We start from the raw sequence: 20,769 nt of genomic DNA on the forward strand, positions 1-20,769 counted from the left end.
GTCCCGGTCAGGCGCCGCCCAGAAACTCCCGCGTGATTCTGACCGCTTCGGCCAGCCCCACTTTCTTGACCTCGCAGCCCTCGGGGAAGGCGGAATACAGCCGGCTGGGCATCATCGGGTCCAGGGCCACGAACACCCCATGGTCGCCGGCCCGGCGGATCAGGCGGCCGAAGGCCTGTTTCAGGCGCAGCCGGGCGATCATGTCGTCATAGGCCTTGCCGCCGAACTCGGCGCGGCGGTGGCGGTGCAAGATGTCGGGGCGTGGCCACGGCACCCGGTCGAACACGATCAGCCTAAGCGAGCGCCCCGGCACGTCAACGCCGTCGCGGACCGCGTCGGTGCCCAGCAGGCAGGATTCCTCCTCCGAGCGGAAGATATCCACCAAGGTGGCGGTATCCAGATTATCGATGTGCTGGGCCAGCAGGGTCAGGCCGGCCTGGTCCAGCGGCCCGGCGATGCGGCCATGCACCGCCTTCAGGCGCGAGATGGCGGTGAACAGGCCCAACGCGCCGCCGCCGGACGCCAGGAACAGCTCGCGATAGGCCGCCGCCACCTGGGCCATGTCGTCCTTGCGGACATCGGTCACCACCAGCACCCGGGTCTGGGCGGCATAATCGAACGGCGAGGGCATGGCGGCGCGAAACGGTGCGGCGGCCAGATGGACCGCGCCCAGGCGGCGCTCGGCCGCCAGCCAGCCCTGCTCGGCGGTGCCGTCCCTTAAGGTGGCCGAGGTGATCAGCACGCCGTGCGCCGGTTCCAGCACGGTCTTGGCGAACGGAATGCCGGGGTCGATCCAGTGGCGGTGCATGCCGGCATCGACGTCGCGGCCATCGATGCGGTCTATGCCGAACCAATCGACGACGCGGTCCTGCGGTCCGGCACTCAGATCGTCCAGCATGCCCTTCCAGCCGGCCAGCGGCAGCAGCACCCGGCGCTGGATCGAGCGCGACAGGCTTTCGATGCGCGAGCGGGTGGCGCTGTCCAGCTCACGCGCTTCATCGTCCAGGGCCTTTTTCAGGCAGGTGGCCAGCACGGTCAGGGGCTGGCCCAGGCGGCCCAGATGGTTGGCCAGATCGCAGGCGGCCTCGCGCAGGCCTTCGATGGGCGGCTGGCATTCGGCTTCCAGACTATAGGGCGAATCGGGCGCCTGGCTGCGGGCCAGCACCTGCTGGCGGGCCAATCCAAGAAAGCGTTCGGTGGCGCCGTTGGGCTGGCCCTCGCTGATGCGGACCTGCCAGCCGGGGCCGGGCAGGCACTGGGCGGCCAACAGGGCGGCGTCCAGTGCCTCGGGGGCTTCCTCGGCCAGGCCCAGCAGGTCTTCGGCGCGTTTCTTCAAACCGCGTGCCCGCGAGCGGGCGCCGTCGCCCTCGGGGCCCAGCAGCCAGCGGCGCACCTCGGCGGCCTCGAACCCGGTCAGGTGGGCGGAAAAGGCCGAGTCTGCCGCTTCGAACAGATGATGGCCCTCGTCGAACACCAGGCGTTGCGGCTGGCTTTCGTCGTCCAATCCGCCCAAGGCCGCCTGGACCAGCACCAGGGCATGGTTGGCGATGACCAGATCGGCGCGCCGCGCTTTCCGGATGGCGCGTTCGATGAAGCAGCGGGAAAAGTGCGGGCAGGCCGAGAAGATGCATTCGCCGCGCCGGTCGGTCAAACCGATCGAGCGGGCGCGGCCGACCAGATCGGGCAGCCAGCCGGGAAAATCGCCGCCGACCATGTCGCCGTCGCGGGTGGCCAGCGCCCAGCGGGCCATCAGGCCGGCACCCACCGCGTCGGCCGGGCGGTGGCGGCTGACCATTTCCTCGAAATTCAGCAGGCACAGATAATTCTCGCGCCCCTTCCTGACCACCACCTTGCGGGCCTTGGTGCCGGGATCGCGGTACAGCCGGTCCAACTCGCCGTCCAACTGGCGCTGCAGGTTGCGGGTATAGGTCGACAGCCACACCGGGGCGCCGTTGGCCTCGGCCCACAGCGAGGCCGGGGCGATGTAGCCCAGGGTCTTGCCGGTGCCGGTGCCGGCCTCGGCCAGGACCAGGCGGGGTTCACCCACCCGCTCGCGCGGGATGAAGGCCTGGGAGGCAGCCGAGGCGTAATCGGCCTGGGCCGGGCGGTGCTCGGCGTTGGCGCCCAGCAACTCGGCCAGGCGCTTGCGCGCCGCCTCGGGTTCGACCGGCTGGTTGCCGGGCGCGGGCTCGGGCGCGTGGTCCGACCATTCCGGCAGCCGCTCCCACACCCGAAGCGAGCCGCCCCGGCCCGAATCCCCCGACACCCCCAGGGCCGCCAGAACCGAGGTGGACCACGACCAGCCGGCCTTGGCCATGGCCCAGGCGGCCGAGCGGGTGTCGCCGGCCCGGGCGGCACTGTCCTGGCCGGTGCGCTCGGCCAACTCTTCCAGCAAGATGCGGGCGGCGCGGATCAGCAATTCGGCCGCATCCTCGGCATCGCCGGGCGGGGCCAGGTTCAGCGCCTCGGCTAATCCCCTGGGGGTGGGTAGGCAAAAGCGGGCCGGGCGGACGAAGGCGAACAATTCCAACAGGTCGATCGCCGCCATCTGATCAAGGCCCAGCCGGCCGGCCACCGCCGGGGCGTGGCAGACCAGGGCGGGCTCGGCGCGGGCGCGGGCGGCGGCCTCGGCCAGGGGCAGGTGGTGGAACTCGCCGTCGAGGTCCAGCCACACCGCCTCGCGGATGCCGGCCACCAGGGCGGGCGCGCGCGGAAGCAGGATGCGGGGAAGGGCGGGCGGCGACATGGGCCGGAGTATAGAGGCAGGCGGCCGGCGATCAAAGCCGGTGGGATGGATTTTTAACCAGGCCGATGGTTGAATGGGGCCAGTGTGGTGACTCCGAAGTTCGCATCATCATGCGGATTTCGGAATTACCACACAATTCAGCAGATTAGTGGCCTGCTTTTCCCAGGAATTCGCACGCGAATTTCTGGGGCAGGTCACTAGGCCCTTTTTGCCCCGGAGCCCGCCATGCGCCATTTGATCGCCGCTTTCGTCCTGTCCGCCTTGGCGCTGTCGCCGGCGGTGGCCGCCGACAAGGCGGCCAAGAAGTCGAGCGACGGCACCTATATCCTGACCGACAAGGAGGATGGCACCACCTTCGGCCGCGTCGACGGCGAACCGGTGATGCTGCAAAAGACCCCCGACGGCACCGTCGGCAAGATGGGCAAGGACAAGGTCATCTTGATGAAGGACGGCCAGGGCAACACCATCGGCCGCGTCGGCGACAAGAAGGTGTTCTGCCACAAGGACCCCGAGGCGGGCTTGACTTTCTGTAAGTAAGGGGGGCTTGCGCCCCCCCGGCCTGTAAGTAAGGGGGCCTTCGCCCCCGGCCCCAAGGGCGCCTTACTTCTTCTTGCCGATCTCTTCCAGCTGGCGCTGCAGCATGGCGACCTGGGCCTTCAGGTCGTTCAGTTGGCTTTCGCCGCCCTCGGCCGTGCCGTCCACGCCACCGCCGGGGATGAAGGGGTTGAACATCTTCATGGCGTTCTCGACGAAGGCCATGTTCTGCTTGTTCATCTCTTCCAGCGGATTGAACGGGAAGATGCCTTCCAGGGCGTTCTGCATCACCTGGCGCATCTGCTGCTCGTTGCGCGAGAAGGCTTGCATCGAGGTTTCCAGGTAGCGCGGCACCAGGCCGCCCAGCGAATCGCCGTAAAAGCCGATTAACTGGCGCAGGAAGCTGATGGGCAGCAGGTTCTGGCCGCCCTTGGATTCTTCCTCGACGATGATCTGGGTCAGCACCGAGCGGGTGATATCCTCGCCCGACTTAGCGTCGTAAACGACGAAGTCGGCACCGGCCTTCACCATCTGGGCCAGGTGGTCCAGGGTGACGTAGGAGGAGGTGGCGGTGTTGTAAAGTCGGCGGTTGGCGTACTTCTTAATGGTGATCGGCGCCTGTTGGGCGGTGTGCGCGTCGGACATCCTGTATCGCTTCCTTGGGCTTAGCCTCGTTGAAACTTAGGGTATCATTGTTTTCTCCATCATGCCGCATCGCAAGGCATTTGTCACCGCAACGCAACGCAGAATCCCTCTGGTCGCACTGGTCATGACGAACGGGCTGTTCTATACTCCCGGTCATGTCTGAAGCGCCGCCGGATTTCAGGGCGCTCGCGCGCCGCTATCTCGACCTTTGGCAAGAGCAGGTGGCCGCGATGGCCAATGATCCGGCGCTTGCCGAAGCGGTCGCCCGTGGCATCACCTTGATGACCCAGGTGCCGGCCGCCTTCGTCCAAGCGGCAGCCGCCGGCGCTGCCAGTCCCGCGAGCGAGGACCGTTCCAACGATGCCGCAACGGCGAACGTCAGTTCCTCCGACTCACCTGCGCCAGGGGCCCCGGCCTTTGCCGCTGCATCTGCTGACGCATCTGTCGACGCTCGCCGGCTCGCACGCCGCGTTGCCGCTCTTGAGAAGCGGCTCGCTGCGCTGGAAGGAAAGCTTGGCGACCAAGGCGCAAGCGTTGAAGGAAAGCCTCGACGCCGCCGGCCCCGAGGCGTGGAACCGGCTTGACGAGGAGCTGGTCGCCGAAGCGGCCCTGCGCCACCAAGCGCTGCTGGACGGCATCGAGGCCTATCGCCGCCACCCTTACGCCCGCACCCTTGATCGGCCGCCGGAAATCTGGCGCCAGGGCTCGACCTCGCTGCTGGATTACCGCAGCCGGGCCGGCGGCTTACCGGTGCTGGTCATCCCGTCCCTGGTCAACCGCGCCTATATCCTGGACCTGTCGGCCAGGAAAAGCCTGATGCGCTATCTGGCCGGCAAGGGACTGGCGCCGTTTCTGGTGGATTGGGACAGCCCCGGCCCCGCCGAGCTGGGCTTCGACCTGACCGCCTATATCACCGGGCCGCTGGCTGGCGCCCTCGAGGCGGTGGTGCGCGAGACCGGGCGCAAGGCGGCCCTGGTCGGCTATTGCATGGGTGGCGACCTGGCCCTGGCCCTGGCCCTGCACCGGCCCGAGCGGGTGGCCTCGCTGGTCTTGATGGCGACGCCGTGGGATTTCCATGCCGGCCGCGACGGCCAGGCCGTGCTGGTGCGCGCCCTGATGCAGCCATTGGGCATGATGATCGATTCCGCCGGCCAGTTGCCGGTCGACCTGCTGCAGGCGATGTTCGCCTCGCTCGATCCCGGCCTCAACGCCAAGAAGTTCGCCCTGTTCGCCCAATTACCGCGGCGGGCGGCGCGCACCCGCGATTTCGTCGCCCTGGAAGATTGGGCCAATGACGGCGTGCCGCTGGCCGGCCCGGTGGCGCAGGAATGCCTGTTTCAGTGGTACGGCGAGAATTCTCCGGCCAAGGGGCGCTGGCTGGTGGCCGGCCGCCCGGTCGATCCGGCGAGGGTCACCGTTCCGTCCTTGGCGATGATCCCGGAAAAGGATCGCATCGTGCCGCCCGATTCGGCGATTCCCCTGGCGGCGGCCATTCCGGGCGCCCAGGTGATGATGGTCAAGGGCGGGCACGTCGGCATGCTGCTGTCGGCCCGTGCCGTTTCGCAGGTTTATCGTCCACTGGCCCGCTGGCTGGTGGAAAGTTCGGTTCAATAGAGCGGTTGCGCTGCACAGCGTCTCCGGTCTATGACAGTTGCGGTTTATTCTCTTTCGAATAGCCGCGTTATGGGGCAACAAAATTACCCGAGGAGAAGTGATCCATGACCGATATCGTTATCGCCGCCGCCACCCGCACCGCCGTAGGTTCGTTTAGCGGCTCGCTGTCCGGGCTGCAGGCTGCCGACCTGGGCGCCACCGTCATCGCCGAGGTCCTGAAGCGGGCCGGTGTGGCGGCCTCGGACGTCACCGACGTGATCATGGGTCACATCCTGAGCGCCGGCAATGGCATGAACACCGCCCGTCAGGCCGCCCTCAAGGCCGGCCTGCCGATCGAATCGACCGCGCTGACCATCAACCAGGTGTGCGGCTCGGGCCTGCGCGCCGTGGCGCTGGGCATGCAGGCCATCCTGGCCGGCGACGCCAAGATCGTGGTGGCCGGCGGCCATGAAAGCATGAGCAACTCGCAGCATGCCGGTTATCTGCGTGGCGGCATCAAGATGGGCCCGATGGGCTTCGTCGACACCATGATCAATGACGGCCTGACCGACGTGTTCAATTCCTACCACATGGGCGTCACCGCCGAGAACGTGGCCAAGGAATACGGCATCAGCCGCGAAGAGCAGGACGAGTTCGCCGTGGCCTCGCAGAACAAGGCCGAGGCCGCCGTCAAGTCGGGCCGCTTCAAGGACGAGATCGTCCCGGTCAAGATCGTGGTCAAGAAGGAAGAGAAGCAGTTCGACACCGACGAGTTCGTCCGTTTTGGCGCCACCTTGGACTCGCTGGCCAAGCTGCGTCCGGCCTTCGACAAGGCCGGCACCGTCACCGCCGGCAACGCGTCCGGCATCAATGACGGCGCCGCTTGCGTCGTGCTGATGACCGCCGAGGAAGCGGCCAAGCGCGGTATCAAGCCGCTGGCCACCATCAAGAGCTGGGCCACCGCCGGCGTCGATCCCAAGGTCATGGGCATCGGTCCGGTTCCGGCCTCGAAGAAGGCGCTGGAAAAGGCCGGCTGGACCCACGAGCAGCTGGATCTGGTCGAGGCCAACGAGGCCTTCGCCGCCCAGGCCATCGCCGTCAACAAGGGCATGGGCTGGGACACCTCGAAGGTCAACGTCAACGGTGGCGCCATCGCCATCGGCCATCCGATCGGCGCCTCGGGCTGTCGCGTCCTGGTGTCCTTGATCCACGAGATGATCAAGCGCGACGCCAAGAAGGGCCTGACCACCTTGTGCATCGGCGGTGGCATGGGCATCGCCATGTGTATCGAGCGCTGATAGAATCAGTCGAATTTAGGACCGGGAAGTCGCCGGCCGCCCTGCGGCTTCCCGTATTTTTCTTCAAGGGGTGGAAGCATGCCGGCACAAAAAACGGCCGGCCAACCAGAAAGACAGGAGAATCTCATGGGGCGTGTAGCAGTTGTCACCGGCGGTACCCGCGGCATCGGCCGGGCTATCTCGGAAGGTCTGAAGAATGCCGGCCGTCGCGTCGTCGCCAGCTATGCCGGCAATGTCGATGCCGCCCGGCAGTTCACCGAAGAGACCGGTATTCCGGCCTATCGCTTCGACGTCTCGAGCTATGCCGAGTGCGAGGCCGCCGTCGCCAAGATCACCGCCGAAGTCGGCCCGATCGAAATCCTGATCAACAATGCCGGCATCACCCGTGACGCCACCCTTCACCGCATGACCTATCAGATGTGGGAAGAGGTGATCCACACCAACCTGACCAGCTGCTTCAACATGGCCCGGCTGACCATCGATTCGATGCGCGAGAAGGGCTTCGGCCGTATCGTCAATATCGGCTCGATCAACGGCCAGGCCGGCCAGTACGGCCAGGTCAACTATGCCGCCGCCAAGTCGGGCATCCATGGCTTCACCAAGGCCCTGGCCCAGGAAGGCGCGGCCAAGAACATCACCGTCAACGCCATCGCGCCCGGCTATGTCGATACCGACATGGTCCGCGCCGTGCCGCCGGCGGTGCTGGAGAAGATCATCGCCAAGATTCCGGTCGGCCGTCTGGGCCGCGCCGACGACATCGCCCGCGGTGTGCAGTTCCTGACCGCCGACGACGCCGATTTCATCACCGGCTCGACCCTGTCGATCAACGGCGGCCAGCACATGTATTAAGCCGGCTTTCGGTTTCTTACAGACAAGGCGGCGGGGCCACCCGCCGCCTTGTTGCGTTTCAGCCCTTCAGCACCCGGCCGGCCACCGCGTCCAGCTTGGCCACCAGTGACGCGTCGCGCTTGTCGCCATGGGTGATGATGGCGTGTTCCAGCGCGGTGTGGCAGCCCTTGGCGCAAACGCCCGAACGGCCCCCGACATAGGGGACGATGGCCTTGACCAGGGCGCGGGCGCGGTCGGCGTTTTCCACCAAAACCTTGATCACCTGTTCCACCGTCACCGCGTCGTGGTCGGGGTGCCAGCAATCATAGTCGGTGACCATGGCGACGGTGGCGTAGCACATCTCGGCCTCGCGGGCCAACTTGGCCTCGGGCATGTTGGTCATGCCGATGACGTCGCAGCCCCACTGGCGATAGAGGTTGCTTTCGGCCTGCGTGGAAAATTGCGGGCCTTCCATCACCAGATAGGTGCCGCCGCGCACGGCGATGATGCCGGCGTCGGTCGCCGCCTTCTCGATGATGTCGCCCAGGCGGCCGCACACCGGGTGCGCCATCGAGACATGGGCGACCAGCCCGGTCTGGAAGAAGCTTTTGACCCGGGCGAAGGTGCGATCGACGAACTGATCGACGATGACGAAGGTGCCGGGCGACAACTCTTCCTTCAACGATCCCACCGCCGAGACCGAGACGATCTCGGTGACGCCGGCTCGCTTCATGCAGTCGATATTGGCGCGATAGTTCAGTTCCGACGGCGGGATGACATGGCCGCGACCGTGGCGGGGCAGGAACACCAGCTTCTGGCCGTCCAACTCGCCAAACAGCAATTCATCGGACGCCGGGCCGAACGGGCTGTCGATGCGGCGCCATTCCTTGTTGGTCAGCCCGTCGATGTCGTAGACGCCGGAACCGCCGATGATGCCGAGAACGGGTGTGGTCATGGCAAAAACCCCCTGATGAACGATTGCCGCGTTGGTAAAACAAAACGGCCGCCATCGCAAGGATGGCGGCCGCTTCGTGGTCGGGATGGCCCCTGCAGTTTAGTGCAGGTTCTTCCAGATCTGGACCTTCAGGGCGTACAGCATGGCGGTGAACACCGCCAGGAACAGCATGACCTTCAGACCCAACGACTTGCGCTCGTCCAGTTCGGGCTCGGCGGCCCAATTCAGGAAGGCGGTGATGTCCTTGGCCAACTGCTCGGGCGTCGCCTTGGTGCCGTCGGTATAGCTGACCAGATCTTCCATCAGCTGCGGCGGCATGCTGATGGCGTTGCCGGGGAAGTAGGTGTTGAAGTACTTGCCCTCGGGGATCGGATGATCGGCCGGAGCCTCGTCCTTGAAGCCCAACATCAGCGAGTAGATGTAGTTCGGACCGCCGACGCGGGCCTTGGCCATCAGCGACAGGTCGGGCGGCAACGCCCCACCGTTGGCCGAGGCGGCCGCCTTGTCGTTGGGGAACGGATCGATGAACTTATCCGACGGCCGGCCGGCGCGCATCGACACCAGGCCTTCGTCGTTGGGCGCGTCGGCTTTTTCGCGGGCAGCCGCCACGTCCTTGATCTCTTCCCCGGTCAGGCCGACCGCCGAGAGATTACGATAGGCCACCAGACGCAGGCCATGGCAGTTCGAGCAGATCGCGTTGAACACTTCGAAGCCACGCTTCAACTGGGCCTTTTCGTACTTGCCGAACAGACCTTCCCACGAGAAGCCGGGCTTCATCAGCGGCTCGCCGCCGCCCGAGGCCAGGGCGGTGCCCGACAGGCCGGCCACCGAGGCGGCGGTCAGCACCGAAAGGATGAGCTTGCGCATTATGCCTTCTCCTTCAGCACGGGCGCCGAGATGCTGGCCGGCAGGGCCTTCGGCTTCTCGATCTTGCCCAGCAGGGGCATGATGATCAGGAAGTGGGCGAAGTAGTAGGCGGTGCAGATCTGGCCGATGGTGACCAGCACCCCCTCGGCCGGCTTGCCGCCGACATAACCCAGAACCAGGCAGTTGATCAGGAACAGCCAGAAGAACTGCTTGTAGAGCGGGCGGAACTTCGCCGAGCGGACCTTCGAGGTGTCGAGCCACGGCAGGAAGAACAGGATGATGATGGCCGAGAACATCGCCACCACACCTTGAAGCTTGGCCGAGATGACCCAGATGTCCATGGTGAAGGCGCGCAGGATCGCATAGAACGGCAGGTAGTACCATTCGGGCACGATGTGGGCCGGGGTCACCATCGGGTTCGCCGGGATATAGTTGTCCGGCTCACCGAAGAAGTTCGGCGCCCAGAAAACGAAGCCCAGGAAGAACATCAGGAACACGCCGATGCCGAACAGGTCCTTGATGGTGTAGTAGGGATGGAACGGGATGGCGTCGGCCGGGCTCTGGATTTCCACGCCCAGCGGATTGTTCGACTTCACCGTATGCAGAGCCCACACATGCAGCACGACCAGGCCCAGGATGACGAAGGGCAGCAGGTAGTGCAGCGAGAAGAAGCGGTTCAGCGTCGGATTATCGACCGAGAAGCCGCCCCACAGCAGGGTGACGATCGGATCGCCGACGATCGGGAAGGCCGAGAACAGGTTGGTGATGACGGTGGCGCCCCAGAAGGACATCTGGCCCCACGGCAGCACATAGCCCAGGAAGCCGGTGGCCATCATCGCCAGATAGATCAGGATGCCGATCCACCACAACACTTCGCGCGGCGACTTGTACGATCCGTAGTACAGGTTCCGGAAAATGTGGATGTAGACCAGGATGAAGAACATCGAGGCGCCGTTCATGTGCAGGTAGCGAATCAGCCACCCGTAATTGACGTCGCGCATGATGCGCTCGACCGAGTCGAAGGCCAGCGAGGTGTGGGACGAATAGTTCATCACCAGGAAGATGCCGGTCAGCAGCATCACCACCAGCACGAACCCGGCCAGCGAGCCGAAGTTCCACCAGTAGTTCAGGTTCTTCGGGGTCGGATATTCGACGGCCGAATGCTGCATCATCGAGAAGATGGGAAGCCGCTGCTCCAGCCAGCTCACCACCTTATTATTGGTCTGAAAACCGCTCATGGCCGATCCTTAACCGATGCGGATAGTGGTGTCGGACGTAAACTTGTAGTCCGGCACCGGCAGGTTGGCGGGGGCCGGACCCTTGCGGATACGTCCCGAGGTGTCGTAGTGCGAGCCGTGGCACGGGCAGAACCAGCCGCCGAAATCCCCCTTGGGGTCGGCGGGCTTCTGGCCCAGCGGCACGCAGCCCAGATGGGTGCAAACACCGATCAGCACCAGCCATTCCGGCTTCTGCGCACGCGAGGCGTCGGTCGCCTTGTCGCGCAGATCGGCAGCGGAATCGTCCTTGGCGGCCTGGGCGATTTCCTCAGGCTGACGGTGGCGGACGAAGACCGGCTTGCCGCGCCAGACGACGGTGATCGCCTGACCGGGTTGGATGGCGGAGATGTCCACGTCGGTGGTGGACAATGCCAGGGTATCGGCGGCCGGGTTCATGCTGTGCACGAACGGCCACAGGGCAAGACCGGTGCCGACAGCGCCGACAGCGGAGGTGGCATACAGCAGGAAATCCCGCCTGGTCTGCCCGTCCGCCGACGAGGGCTGGGCATGCGTCGCCGTATCAGCCATTGACTTAAACCTCTTGTTTACCCGCGGAAGCGGCCCTATTAACCACATTGGCGAGCCCCGATCAACAGGGGAGTCATGGTAGTTAAGCGAAATCTAATTCATGACGGCTTTTTTGCGGCTTGCTCTTTATCAACCGGACATCCCTCAGAACGCGGGAACCCTGCTGCGGCTGGCCGCCTGCATGGGTTTCCCGCTGGACGTGATCGAGCCGTGCGGCTTCCTGTGGGATGATAAACGCATGCGCCGCGCCGGCATGGATTACGTCGCCCATGCCCAGGTTCGCCGCCATGCCTCGTGGGCCAGTTTCCGCCAGGTCCAGGCAGGCGAGAATCATCGACTGATACTCTTGACCACCCGGGGGGACCAACGCCTGGACGGCTTTTCGTTCCGCCCGGGCGATGTCATCATGGTCGGACGCGAAAGTGCCGGTGTGCCCGACGAGGTGGCGGCCCAGGCCGATGTCTCGCTCGTCATCCCGATGCGGCCCGAGGTGCGCTCGCTGAATGTGGCGCTGGCGGCGACCTTGGCGGTGGGCGAGGCGCTTCGCCAATTAGGGGGCTTCCCCGGAAAGGATGGCTTGTGACGACCGACGATTCCAAGCGGATGTTTGCCGCCGAAAGGGCCCAGGCCTACGACCACCGGGTGCGTGAGGCCATTCCCGGCTATGACGCCCTGCATCAGCTGTCGTGCATGGTGTTCGCCGAGATGACCGGCGGTCACGGTCGCGCCCTGGTGGTCGGCGCCGGCACCGGCGTCGAATGCATCGCCCTGGCGATGGCCTGCCCCGGCCTTGCCCTGGTCGGGCTGGACCCGGCCCAGGAAATGTTGGCGGTGGCCGAGCGCAAGGTGGCCGAGGCCGGCCTGGCCGGCCGTGTCCGCCTGTATCCATCGACGGTGGCCGAATTGCCGACCTTCGAGCCGTTCGACGCCGCGACCTTGTTATTGGTTCTGCATTTCCTGGCCGACGACGGCGCCAAGCTGGCGCTGCTGACCGACATCGCCAAGCACCTGAAGCCCGGCGCGCCGCTGATCCTGGCCGATCTGTTCGGCCCGGCCTGGGACGAAGACTGGCAGGCCCAGTTGCGCACCTTCTGGCGCCATCTGCAGCGCGCCGCCGGCATCGACGAGGAGGCCATCCAAAAGGGTTTCCGCCACGTCGACCGCGACATCCACCCGGTCACCGAGGCGAGGTTGGCCGAACTGCTGGAGCAGGCCGGCTTCACCCCGCCGCAGCCTTATTTTCGCGCCTTGTGCTTCGGCGGCTGGGTGACGCGGCGGGCTTAGGGCAGGGGCGTCAGTCCCAGCTTGGCGGCAAGCTTGTCGTGCGCCTCGCGGAAGGCCGTTTCCGGGCCGGCACACAGATTGGTGGCATCGATCTTTAATTGGGTGGCCATGGTGGAATGGGCGACCCGGCTGTCGATATGGTGCTGCTGGCAGCTCTCCTGCAGCAGCGAGAATTCGCTCAGCAGCCATTTGGCGTTGGGTTGCAGGCGCCGCATCTGCGGCCCCAGAACCGTGTCGTTGCCGATGGCGGCGATCAGCTCGCGCAGGGCGCCAAGGTCCGAGCCCAGCGGTGAATAGGCCGCCTTCAGCTTGTCATAGGGATTGTCTGTCGGCAGTGCCCCGGTGGGCTGGAAGTCGGTGGTCAGCACCGCGGCCTGCAGATCGATCCCGTCGCGATAGCCGGCCGCCAGCCGGCGGCCCGAGCGCGAAAGGTCGGCCACGATGTTCCACAATTGCACCAAGGCGCCGATATAGTTCTGCTCGCCCACCGAAGACAGCAGCTTCGAGCCGTCGATGTTGGGCATGCCGGTGACCGCCAGGCTCATCAGCGGGCTGACCGCTTCGATCATCGCCTGGTCGAACGAGGCGACGAAACGGCCGGGGATGACGCAGCCGCCGGTGGCCGGCGGCGGACAATCGGCCGAGCGGGCATAGGCATAGGCGACGCCAAGCGGCCGGGCGGCGGCCATGATCTGCGCATAGATGGCCATCACCTCGTCGTCGGACTTGTGATGGCGCTGGATGGCCAGATTGCCCAGCACCGACAAGGCGACGGTGCCGCGAAGGGCGCGCATTTGTTTCGAATCGGCGCGGAACACCGAATCGGCCGCTTCGTCGGCCAGGCCGCCTTGGCCGTTGAATGTCGCCGCGCAACCGGACAGGGCGGTGGACAGAAAAGTCGCCGCCGCCAAGGCGCGGATGGATTTTGCGATGCGGATCATGCGAGCCCCTCCCCATTATGACACCCGTCATTGGGGAAAAATGCTCTCACGAAACCCAATAAGAGTCTATGCCCAAGGTCTATGCAGCTTAAAGCTTCAGCCTCTGGGCCATCTTCTCGTAGCTTTCCAATTGCCCCAGCGGTCCGATGGCGGCGATGGTCGGCGTGGTGGCGAACAGGCGCTTGGCGACGCGGATGATGTCGGTCGATTCCACCGCCTCGACCTTTTCCACCACCTCGGCGGTCGGGATCGGGCGGCCATAGACCAGCAACTGACGGGCCACCTGTTCGCAGCGCGACGAGGTACTTTCCAGGCTCATCAGGATCGAGGCCTTCAACTGGGCGCGGGCGCGCTGCAATTCGTCGCCCGACACGCCGGCGCAGATCTTGACCACTTCGTCGCACAGGACCGGCACCAGCTCGGCCACTTCGTCCTCGCCGGTGCCGGCATAGATGCCGAACAGGCCGCCATCGGCATAGGACGAGGCGAAGGAATAGATGGAATAGACCAGGCCGCGCTTTTCGCGGATTTCCTGGAACAGCCGGCTGGACATGCCGCCGCCCAGCAGGATCGACAGCACCGAGGCGGGGTAATAATCCGCGTCGTCATAGGACACGCCGTCGAAGCCGACCACCAGATTGACCTGCTCGATGTCGCGTTCCTCGCGATAATCGCCGCCGACATAGCGGGCGGCGACCTGTTCGGGCTCGGCCGTGGTGGCGAGGTTGGCAAAGGCCTTGTCGGCGGCCTCGACCAGTTGGTCGTGATCGATGCGCCCGGCGGCGGCCAGCACCATGCGCGGCGCCGAGTAATGACGCTGCAAATAGGATTGGACGGTGTCGCGGGTCATGGCGCGCACCAGACCCTCGGTGCCCAGCACCGGGCGGCCCAGCGGCTGATCGGGATAGGCGATCGCCTGGAAATGGTCGAAGATGATGTCGTCGGGGGTGTCGATGGCCTGGCTGATTTCCTGCACCACCACGGTCTGTTCGCGCGCCAGTTCCTCGGCATCGACGGTCGAGTGCTGCAAGATGTCGGCGACGATGTCCAAGGCCAGCGCGGTGTCTTCCTTCAGAACCTTGGCGTAATAGGCGGTATGGTCGCGGGCGGTATAGGCGTTCAGATGGCCGCCGACGGCGTCCATCTCCTCGGCGATGGCCCGGGCCGAGCGGCGCTCGGTGCCCTTGAAGGCCATGTGCTCGAGAAGGTGCGAGATGCCGTTGACCTCGGGCTCTTCGTGGCGGGTGCCGGCATCGACCCACACCCCCAGCGAGGCGCTTTCCACCGTCGACATCGGGTCCGAAACGACCCGAAGGCCCGACGGCAGGCGGGTTTCGCGAATGGTCATGAGGTCTTCCGGTTGGCGAAGGCGCGCACGGCCTCGCGGATGGCGCCGACATCGGCGGCGATGGTCTCGTAACGCTCGGGCCGCTCGAACAAATCGGCCAGATGCGGCGGCAGCGGCGGATGGATGCCGGTCGCCTTGGTCACCGCGTCGGGGAACTTGGCCGGATGCGCCGTCGCCAGCGCCACCATCGGGCTGGTGGCGGCCAGCTTGGCCTTCAGACCGGCACCGGCGCCGATGGCCGAATGGGGGTCCAGGATTTCGCCGGTGGAATGATAAAGGCTCTTCATCAGGGCCAGGGTCTGGTCGTCGTCGAAGCGGTGGCCCTCGAACAGGGTCCGCATCATGGCCCACGCCCCTTGCGGCATGGCCACCGCGCCGTGGGCGCGGAAATCGTTCATCAGCTTTTCGACGGCAGGACCGTCGCCGCCCAGGCTGTCGAACATCAGGCGCTCGAAATTCGACGACACCTGGATGTCCATGCTGGGCGACAGGGTCGGCACCACGCCGTCGGCCTTCATCACGCCGCCTTCGAAGAAGCGGGTCAGGATGTCGTTACGGTTCGAGCCGACCACCAGCTTGTCGATGGGCAGCCCCATCTTCTTGGCGACGTAGCCGGCGAAGACATTGCCGAAATTGCCGGTCGGCACCGAGAACGACACAGTCACGTCGGGCGCGCCCAGCGCCACGGCAGCGGCGAAGTAATAGGCCACCTGGGCCATGACCCGGGCCCAGTTGATGGAATTGACCGCGCTTAGGCGCAGTTCGTCGCGGAAGGCCAGATCGTTGAACAGCGCCTTGACGATGTCCTGGCAGTCGTCGAACGTGCCTTCCACCGCCAGGTTGCGGACATTGTCCGACAGGATGGTGGTCATCTGGCGGCGCTGCACGTCGGATGTGCGGCCCTTGGGGTGCAAGATCAGGATATCGACCGCCTTGCGGTCGCGGCAGGCCTCGATGGCGGCCGAGCCGGTGTCGCCCGAGGTGGCGCCGACGATCATCACCCGCTCGCCCCGCGCGGTCAGCACATGGTCGAACAGGCGGCCGACCAGCTGCAGGGCGTAATCCTTGAAGGCCAGCGTCGGGCCGTGGAACAGCTCGCACACCCACTGGTTATGGCCGATCTGCTTCAGGGGGGCGATGGCCGGATGGGTGAAGCCGGCATAAGCGTCCTTGACCAGGCCGGGCAGCGCGGCTTCGCACACCGAGCCGGCGACGAAGGGCGCCATCACCCGGGCGGCCAACTGATCATAGGGCAGGCCGCGCAGCGCGCGGATGTCGGCGGCGGAGAAAGTCGGCCAGCTTTGCGGCACGTAAAGGCCGCCATCGCGGGCCAGACCGGCCAACAAGACATCGTCGAAACCGAGAATTGGGGCTTGACCCCTGGTGCTGACGTACTTCACTCGTGCCTCAAGCGTGGAAAACGCGGTCGGCTACACTAGCGGGATGGGGCGCGGTCAGCAAGCGTCGGCGCCCATCAGGCCAGGCCGGGGCTGGACCTGACCAGATCCAGGTCGGCGGACAGCTCGAAATCGATGGCGACCTCGGTCTGGTCGAAGCGGGTCCCATGGCTGAAATGCCAGTCGCCGGCCAGCGGCAAAGCGTTCAGATAGGTGGTCAGGCGGTTAAGCCCCTCCAGCCCGCGGCTGATGGGAAAGGTCATTACGGAATGGGCGATCATGGCGAAATCCTTCACCGGAAGGGCCGGGGTTCGCCTGAACATCGGCCCCCATCACTATGCGCCCTTGCCGGCGGCTGGGATATGAACAATGACGCATGGCTGCAAGCGGCGGAAATCCGCAGGCCGCAAACGAGGTATCATAATACCGTTGTAATAACGCATTGATTTTAAACGATTTAAAATCTATTGACTGTGGCGGCTGGCGTGGCATACTCCGCGCCCTTGGAAGGCCGGGGTTCGCCTGGCTTTCGTAACTGGTTTTGCCGTGGGTGCCATGAAGACCTATAACGCCAAACCGTCCGAAGTGCAGAAGAAGTGGGTCATCATCGACGCGGACGGCGTCGTGTTGGGCCGCCTCGCGACCGTCATCTCGATGCGTCTGCGCGGCAAGCACCTGACGACCTACACCCCCCATGTCGACATGGGTGACAACATCATCGTCATCAACGCCGAAAAGGTGAAGTTGACCGGCAACAAGCTGGCCGACAAGACCTTCTACTGGCACACCGGTCATCCGGGCGGCATCAAGGGCCGTACCGTCGGCCAGCTGCTAGGCGGTCGTTTCCCCGAGCGCGTGATCGAAAAAGCGGTCGAGCGCATGATCACCCGTGGTCCGCTGGGACGTCAGCAGATGAAGAATCTGCGCGTCTATGCCGGCGCTGCCCATCCGCACGAGGCTCAGCAGCCGGAAGTGCTGGATGTCGCCGCGTTGAACCCGAAGAACAAGAGGTAGTCCCTCATGGCCGATCTCTCCAGCCTGGCCGATCTCAAGGCCGCCGCTCCTGTCCAGACCGCTCCGGTCCATGAGCGTAAGGTCGACGCCCAGGGCCGCGCCTATGCGACCGGCAAGCGCAAGAACGCCGTCGCCCGCGTGTGGGTCAAGCCCGGTTCGGGCAAGATCATCGTCAACGGTCGCGACGTCACCGTCTATTTCGCCCGTCCGGTTCTGCGGATGCTGATCAATCAGCCCTTCCAGACCGCCCGTTGCGAAGAGCAGTTCGACGTCATGTGCACCGTGACCGGTGGTGGCCTGTCGGGCCAGGCCGGCGCGCTGCGTCACGGCATCAGCCGCGCCCTGACCTTCTTCGACCCGAGCATGCGCTCGCCTTTGAAGGCCGGCGGCTTCCTGACCCGCGACCCCCGCGTCGTCGAGCGCAAGAAGTACGGCAAGCACAAGGCTCGCCGTTCCACCCAGTTCTCGAAGCGCTAATCCGCTTCGATTATCGGGACGAAAGGGCCGCCGGTTTCCGGCGGCCCTTTTTCTTTTGCTTGTCCCCGACTCCCGCTTAGGGCTAAATAGCGGCCATGAATCCAAGTGCCGCCACTAAATCCACGCCCCTGAATGCGCCCCGCGACATGGCGGCGCATTTCATGGAATGCGGCGCGCTGGATACCAACCTGACCTTGGCCCCCGGTGCCCGCCTGGTCATCACCGACGATCTGTTGAACGGCACGGTGGGCGATCTGGCGGCTTTGTCGATGGCCGCCATCGTCGGGCGCGACGCCATGGTGGCCAAGGCGGCGGTGTTGCCGCTGGGGATCGCCGCCAGCAAGCTGGGTGTCGCCGACCGGGCCCGCTATGAACGGCTGTTCGCCCTGATCGAGGAAACCGCCTTCGATTCCGGCGTGCGCGAGTCGGCCGAGGCGATGATCCATTCGCGCTTCCGCGAAAATCAGATCAAGGAACTGGCCGCCGAGATCGGCGGTACCGTCGGTCCAGCCCGCCAGCGCTATCGTTCCTTCCTGGAAGTGGTCAAGCTGCTGGCCGAGAAGAAGATTTCCGAGGCCTTGTTCCTGGACGAGTTCCTGGAATTCACCCGCGCCGTCGCCGGCAAGCTGGATTTCGGCATCTATGCCCTGTGTGTCGATCGCCTGTTCGTGTCGAGCCAGGTGCCGATCATGGTCAAGGCGTCCTTGTGCAAGGAAGTGTGCAAATACCCGCCGCTGGTGCGCAAGGAACTGATCACCAACCTGTTGTCCTCGCCCAAGGCCGATCGCGAGTTGGTCGATTACGCCCGCCAGGAGGTGGCCAAGGTCCTGACCCACGACCAATTGACCGAGATCGTGCTGTTCACCACCCTCAAGCTGGCCTGGGCGGCGCAACGCGAACGCCCGCAAAAGGCCCGCGCCTGACCATCAAGGAAACGTGATGCGCGCCATCGTCTGCCCGGCCTTCGGGGCCGCGCTGGAATTCATCGACTTCACCACCCCCGTTCCCGGCCCTGGCCAGGTGCTGATCGACGTCGCCGCCGCCGGGGTTAATTTCGCCGATTCGCTGATTACCGCCGGCAAGTACCAGGAACCGGTCCAGCCGCCCTTCGTGCCCGGCATGGAACTGGCCGGCACCATTGCCGCCCTGGGTGACGGCGTCACCGGCTTCGCCGTCGGCGACCGGGTGATGGCGACGGTGACCGGCGGCGCCTTCGCCGAACAGGCGGTGGCCGACATCACCGACGTCTATCATTTGCCCGACCAACTGGATTTCGTCACCGCCGCCGGCTTTCCGGTGGCCTATGGCACCTCGCATCTTGGGCTCAAGGTCAAGGCGGGTCTGAAGGCCGGCGAGGTCCTGGTGGTGCATGGTGCCGCCGGCGGTGTCGGACTGACGGCAGTCGAGGTCGGCCGCGCCCTGGGCGCCACTGTGATCGGCACTGCCGGCGGGCCCGACAAGGTCAAGGTGGCGCTGGATCATGGGGCCGATCACGGCATCGATTACAAGGACCAGGACATTCGCGCCCGGGTCAAGGAACTGACCGGTGGACGCGGCGCCGACGTGGTCTATGACCCGGTCGGCGGCCAGGTGTTCGACGCCTCCTTGCGCTCGATCGCCCCGGACGGCCGCATCCTGGTGGTCGGTTTCGCCTCGGGGACCGTGCCGCAGATTCCGGCCAACATCTTGCTGGTCAAGAACGTCACGGTGATCGGGTATTACTGGGGGGCCTACCGTAAGCTCAACCCGGCGATGGTGCGGGCCAGCATGCAGGAAGCGCTGGATTGGTGGGCCGCCGGCAAGCTGTTCCCCCATGTGTCGAAGACCGTGCCGCTGGCCGAGGCAGCCGCCGCCATCGCCATGCTGAAAAGCCGTTCGGCCACCGGTAAGGTCGTACTGACGGTGTGATCAGCCGCCGGTCAGCAGCTTGTCGGGGTCCAGGCGGATATCGCGGCGCACCATGCCCGAACTTCCCAGCGACGGCGCCTTCTTGCCATCGACGCTGACGTCCAGGGCGCCGGCATTGCCGACCATCAGGGTCAGGCCGGGACGGTTCGGCACCGAGTAGCTGTCGCCCTTGCGCAAAAGGCGCGACATCAGCAACTGGCCGTCCATTTCGCGCACCTGCACCCAACAATCGTCGCCGGTGGCGGTCAGGGTGACGCGCGAGCCCGACGAATCCTGCGAGGTCATCTTCAGGGTGGGACTCTCGGCCGGCGATTCGGCGGCCGGCTTGGCCGGCTCGACCTTGGCCGGTTCGGGCCTGGCGGGCTCGGGCTTGGCGATTTCGGGCTTGGCCGGTTCGGGTTTGCCCTTTTCAGTCTTTGCAGGCTCGGTCTTGGCTTTTTCGGGCTTGGCCGGCTCGACCTTGGCCGGTTCCTGCTTAGCGGGATCGGCCTTGGTCTTGGCATCGTCGTCGGATTCCGACGGCGGCACGACTTCGGAATCCTTGGAAGATGCCGGGGCGGCGGGGTTCGCGGCCGGCGGTTCGTCGGGCTTGGGAGCGGGCGGCAGCGTCTTGGCCGCTTCCTGGTTGCCGACCAGGCCGGACAGACGGTCGGGTAGGTTGGGCACCAGATCGGCGACCTTCATGTCGCGTGCCGACAGCCAGTACCAGGCGCCATAAGCGATGGCGGCGAACATCAGGCCCAGGAACAGGATCGCGCCACCCGGCACGCGGCCTTCCGACACCGGCGAGGGGAAAACCAGCTCGGAGCGAGAATGCAGGTCGCCGGCCGCCTCGGCGCGGAAACGGCGAACCATCTCCTCGCCGTCCAGTCCCAGGAAGTCGCCATAGGTCCGCAAAAAGCCGATGGCGTAGGTGCCGCCGGGAAGGTCGCGGTGGCGGCCCTCCTCGAGAGCCAGCAGGTAAGGTTGGCGGATGCGCAACATGGTTGCGACCTCGGCCAGGCTTTTGCCGGTCTTCTCGCGCGCCGCCTTCAGGGTCGGGCCAACGCCCGTGCTGCGGACCGCCTGGTCGGTGTCGGATTGCGGTGTCTGTTCCACGGCGTTTCGATCCACCCCCCTCATTGGCGGT

The 20,769-nt window shown here is 65.5% G+C and carries 21 protein-coding genes; 10 read left to right on the top strand and 11 right to left on the bottom strand.

The genetic code is table 11. The annotated features are described in order from the left end of the window. Window positions 1-7 precede the first annotated feature (7 nt). Entirely contained in the window at window positions 8-2,746 is a 2,739-nt protein-coding gene (locus tag A6A05_RS17595; protein WP_068504107.1) for an ATP-dependent DNA helicase, read from the bottom strand. Between the two features lie 225 nt (window positions 2,747-2,971). Here A6A05_RS17595 and A6A05_RS17600 point away from each other — a divergent pair, with 225 nt between their 5' ends. Beyond that, window positions 2,972-3,283: a hypothetical protein gene (locus A6A05_RS17600; RefSeq protein ID WP_068504109.1), complete on the top strand. Its 312-nt coding sequence runs from the start codon at window positions 2,972-2,974 to the stop codon at window positions 3,281-3,283. A 63-nt stretch (window positions 3,284-3,346) separates the two neighbouring features. Here A6A05_RS17600 and phaR read toward each other — a convergent pair whose 3' ends face one another. Next, entirely contained in the window at window positions 3,347-3,925 is a 579-nt protein-coding gene (phaR, locus tag A6A05_RS17605) for a polyhydroxyalkanoate synthesis repressor PhaR (RefSeq protein WP_068504111.1), read from the bottom strand. A gap of 417 nt (window positions 3,926-4,342) precedes the next feature. Between phaR and A6A05_RS17610 the strand changes: the two genes are divergently transcribed. The 3 genes from A6A05_RS17610 (at window position 4,343) to phbB (ending at window position 7,665) form a co-directional block, all read left to right on the top strand. Beyond that, a complete protein-coding gene (locus A6A05_RS17610) occupies window positions 4,343-5,539 on the top strand; it encodes an alpha/beta fold hydrolase (protein ID WP_245644355.1) in 1,197 nt (398 codons plus the stop codon). 104 nt (window positions 5,540-5,643) lie between these two features. Further along, complete coding sequence (locus tag A6A05_RS17615) at window positions 5,644-6,816, top strand: acetyl-CoA C-acetyltransferase (protein WP_068504112.1); 1,173 nt, start codon at window positions 5,644-5,646, stop codon at window positions 6,814-6,816. 126 nt (window positions 6,817-6,942) lie between these two features. Then, complete coding sequence (gene phbB / locus A6A05_RS17620; protein ID WP_068504114.1) at window positions 6,943-7,665, top strand: acetoacetyl-CoA reductase; 723 nt, start codon at window positions 6,943-6,945, stop codon at window positions 7,663-7,665. Window positions 7,666-7,723: 58 nt separating this feature from the next. Here phbB and A6A05_RS17625 read toward each other — a convergent pair whose 3' ends face one another. The 4 genes from A6A05_RS17625 to petA form a co-directional block, all read right to left on the bottom strand. Next, window positions 7,724-8,599 carry an S-methyl-5'-thioadenosine phosphorylase gene (locus tag A6A05_RS17625; protein WP_068504116.1) on the bottom strand — a complete coding sequence of 292 codons (876 nt, stop codon included), beginning with the start codon at window positions 8,597-8,599 and terminating at the stop codon, window positions 7,724-7,726. Window positions 8,600-8,698: 99 nt separating this feature from the next. Continuing rightward, on the bottom strand, window positions 8,699-9,466 hold the full coding sequence (locus A6A05_RS17630; RefSeq protein ID WP_068504117.1) for a cytochrome c1: 768 nt from the start codon (window positions 9,464-9,466) through the stop codon (window positions 8,699-8,701). Further along, window positions 9,466-10,704, bottom strand: a complete 1,239-nt coding sequence (locus A6A05_RS17635) for a cytochrome b (RefSeq protein WP_068504119.1) — start codon at window positions 10,702-10,704, stop codon at window positions 9,466-9,468. The genes A6A05_RS17630 and A6A05_RS17635 overlap by 1 nt, the downstream gene beginning before the upstream one ends. A 9-nt stretch (window positions 10,705-10,713) precedes the next feature. Continuing rightward, window positions 10,714-11,271, bottom strand: coding sequence for a ubiquinol-cytochrome c reductase iron-sulfur subunit (gene petA / locus A6A05_RS17640; RefSeq protein WP_068504122.1), 558 nt, complete (start codon window positions 11,269-11,271; stop codon window positions 10,714-10,716). Between the two features lie 100 nt (window positions 11,272-11,371). Here petA and A6A05_RS17645 point away from each other — a divergent pair, with 100 nt between their 5' ends. Continuing rightward, window positions 11,372-11,854, top strand: a complete 483-nt coding sequence (locus A6A05_RS17645) for a tRNA (cytidine(34)-2'-O)-methyltransferase (RefSeq protein WP_068504124.1) — start codon at window positions 11,372-11,374, stop codon at window positions 11,852-11,854. Further along, complete coding sequence (locus A6A05_RS17650) at window positions 11,851-12,555, top strand: class I SAM-dependent methyltransferase (protein ID WP_245644356.1); 705 nt, start codon at window positions 11,851-11,853, stop codon at window positions 12,553-12,555. Before A6A05_RS17645 ends, A6A05_RS17650 begins: the two co-directional genes overlap by 4 nt. Here the strand turns inward: A6A05_RS17650 and A6A05_RS17655 are convergent. From A6A05_RS17655 to A6A05_RS17670, 4 genes are all read right to left on the bottom strand, one after another. Further along, window positions 12,552-13,496 carry a hypothetical protein gene (locus A6A05_RS17655; RefSeq protein WP_068504127.1) on the bottom strand — a complete coding sequence of 315 codons (945 nt, stop codon included), beginning with the start codon at window positions 13,494-13,496 and terminating at the stop codon, window positions 12,552-12,554. The two genes, A6A05_RS17650 and A6A05_RS17655, sit on opposite strands and share 4 nt — an antisense overlap. 88 nt (window positions 13,497-13,584) lie before the next feature. Further along, window positions 13,585-14,844 (bottom strand): M16 family metallopeptidase, encoded by a 1,260-nt coding sequence (locus A6A05_RS17660; protein ID WP_068504129.1) that lies wholly within the window; start codon window positions 14,842-14,844, stop codon window positions 13,585-13,587. Further along, window positions 14,841-16,244, bottom strand: a complete 1,404-nt coding sequence (thrC, locus tag A6A05_RS17665) for a threonine synthase (protein ID WP_068504130.1) — start codon at window positions 16,242-16,244, stop codon at window positions 14,841-14,843. Before thrC ends, A6A05_RS17660 begins: the two co-directional genes overlap by 4 nt. 74 nt (window positions 16,245-16,318) lie before the next feature. Beyond that, window positions 16,319-16,564 carry a hypothetical protein gene (locus A6A05_RS17670; protein WP_245644357.1) on the bottom strand — a complete coding sequence of 82 codons (246 nt, stop codon included), beginning with the start codon at window positions 16,562-16,564 and terminating at the stop codon, window positions 16,319-16,321. Window positions 16,565-16,796: 232 nt separating this feature from the next. Here A6A05_RS17670 and rplM point away from each other — a divergent pair, with 232 nt between their 5' ends. The 4 genes from rplM (at window position 16,797) to A6A05_RS17690 (ending at window position 19,640) form a co-directional block, all read left to right on the top strand. Then, window positions 16,797-17,255, top strand: coding sequence for a 50S ribosomal protein L13 (gene rplM, locus A6A05_RS17675; protein ID WP_068504132.1), 459 nt, complete (start codon window positions 16,797-16,799; stop codon window positions 17,253-17,255). Between the two features lie 6 nt (window positions 17,256-17,261). Then, on the top strand, window positions 17,262-17,732 hold the full coding sequence (gene rpsI, locus A6A05_RS17680) for a 30S ribosomal protein S9 (protein ID WP_068504134.1): 471 nt from the start codon (window positions 17,262-17,264) through the stop codon (window positions 17,730-17,732). A 146-nt stretch (window positions 17,733-17,878) separates the two neighbouring features. Next, window positions 17,879-18,655: a hypothetical protein gene (locus tag A6A05_RS17685; protein WP_245644358.1), complete on the top strand. Its 777-nt coding sequence runs from the start codon at window positions 17,879-17,881 to the stop codon at window positions 18,653-18,655. Between the two features lie 16 nt (window positions 18,656-18,671). Next, window positions 18,672-19,640 carry an NADPH:quinone oxidoreductase family protein gene (locus A6A05_RS17690; RefSeq protein WP_068504138.1) on the top strand — a complete coding sequence of 323 codons (969 nt, stop codon included), beginning with the start codon at window positions 18,672-18,674 and terminating at the stop codon, window positions 19,638-19,640. Here A6A05_RS17690 and A6A05_RS17695 read toward each other — a convergent pair whose 3' ends face one another. After that, window positions 19,641-20,738 carry a helix-turn-helix domain-containing protein gene (locus A6A05_RS17695; RefSeq protein ID WP_068504140.1) on the bottom strand — a complete coding sequence of 366 codons (1,098 nt, stop codon included), beginning with the start codon at window positions 20,736-20,738 and terminating at the stop codon, window positions 19,641-19,643. It abuts the gene before it with no gap. Window positions 20,739-20,769 lie beyond the last annotated feature (31 nt).

It is taken from the genome of Magnetospirillum moscoviense (assembly GCF_001650635.1).
GTDB lineage: Bacteria > Pseudomonadota > Alphaproteobacteria > Rhodospirillales > Magnetospirillaceae > Magnetospirillum > Magnetospirillum moscoviense.

What these genes read in the sequence shown, in the direction of transcription:
- A6A05_RS17595 (WP_068504107.1), bottom strand. Translation starts at nt 2,746, where the DNA reads ATGTCGCCGCCCGCCCTTCCCCGCATCCTGCTTCCGCGCGCGCCCGCC.
- A6A05_RS17600 (WP_068504109.1), top strand. Translation starts at nt 2,972, where the DNA reads ATGCGCCATTTGATCGCCGCTTTCGTCCTGTCCGCCTTGGCGCTGTCG.
- phaR (WP_068504111.1), bottom strand. Translation starts at nt 3,925, where the DNA reads ATGTCCGACGCGCACACCGCCCAACAGGCGCCGATCACCATTAAGAAG.
- A6A05_RS17615 (WP_068504112.1), top strand. Translation starts at nt 5,644, where the DNA reads ATGACCGATATCGTTATCGCCGCCGCCACCCGCACCGCCGTAGGTTCG.
- phbB (WP_068504114.1), top strand. Translation starts at nt 6,943, where the DNA reads ATGGGGCGTGTAGCAGTTGTCACCGGCGGTACCCGCGGCATCGGCCGG.
- A6A05_RS17625 (WP_068504116.1), bottom strand. Translation starts at nt 8,599, where the DNA reads ATGACCACACCCGTTCTCGGCATCATCGGCGGTTCCGGCGTCTACGAC.
- A6A05_RS17630 (WP_068504117.1), bottom strand. Translation starts at nt 9,466, where the DNA reads ATGCGCAAGCTCATCCTTTCGGTGCTGACCGCCGCCTCGGTGGCCGGC.
- A6A05_RS17635 (WP_068504119.1), bottom strand. Translation starts at nt 10,704, where the DNA reads ATGAGCGGTTTTCAGACCAATAATAAGGTGGTGAGCTGGCTGGAGCAG.
- petA (WP_068504122.1), bottom strand. Translation starts at nt 11,271, where the DNA reads ATGGCTGATACGGCGACGCATGCCCAGCCCTCGTCGGCGGACGGGCAG.
- A6A05_RS17645 (WP_068504124.1), top strand. Translation starts at nt 11,372, where the DNA reads ATGACGGCTTTTTTGCGGCTTGCTCTTTATCAACCGGACATCCCTCAG.
- A6A05_RS17655 (WP_068504127.1), bottom strand. Translation starts at nt 13,496, where the DNA reads ATGATCCGCATCGCAAAATCCATCCGCGCCTTGGCGGCGGCGACTTTT.
- A6A05_RS17660 (WP_068504129.1), bottom strand. Translation starts at nt 14,844, where the DNA reads ATGACCATTCGCGAAACCCGCCTGCCGTCGGGCCTTCGGGTCGTTTCG.
- A6A05_RS17670 (WP_245644357.1), bottom strand. Translation starts at nt 16,564, where the DNA reads ATGTTCAGGCGAACCCCGGCCCTTCCGGTGAAGGATTTCGCCATGATC.
- rplM (WP_068504132.1), top strand. Translation starts at nt 16,797, where the DNA reads ATGAAGACCTATAACGCCAAACCGTCCGAAGTGCAGAAGAAGTGGGTC.
- rpsI (WP_068504134.1), top strand. Translation starts at nt 17,262, where the DNA reads ATGGCCGATCTCTCCAGCCTGGCCGATCTCAAGGCCGCCGCTCCTGTC.
- A6A05_RS17685 (WP_245644358.1), top strand. Translation starts at nt 17,879, where the DNA reads ATGGCGGCGCATTTCATGGAATGCGGCGCGCTGGATACCAACCTGACC.
- A6A05_RS17690 (WP_068504138.1), top strand. Translation starts at nt 18,672, where the DNA reads ATGCGCGCCATCGTCTGCCCGGCCTTCGGGGCCGCGCTGGAATTCATC.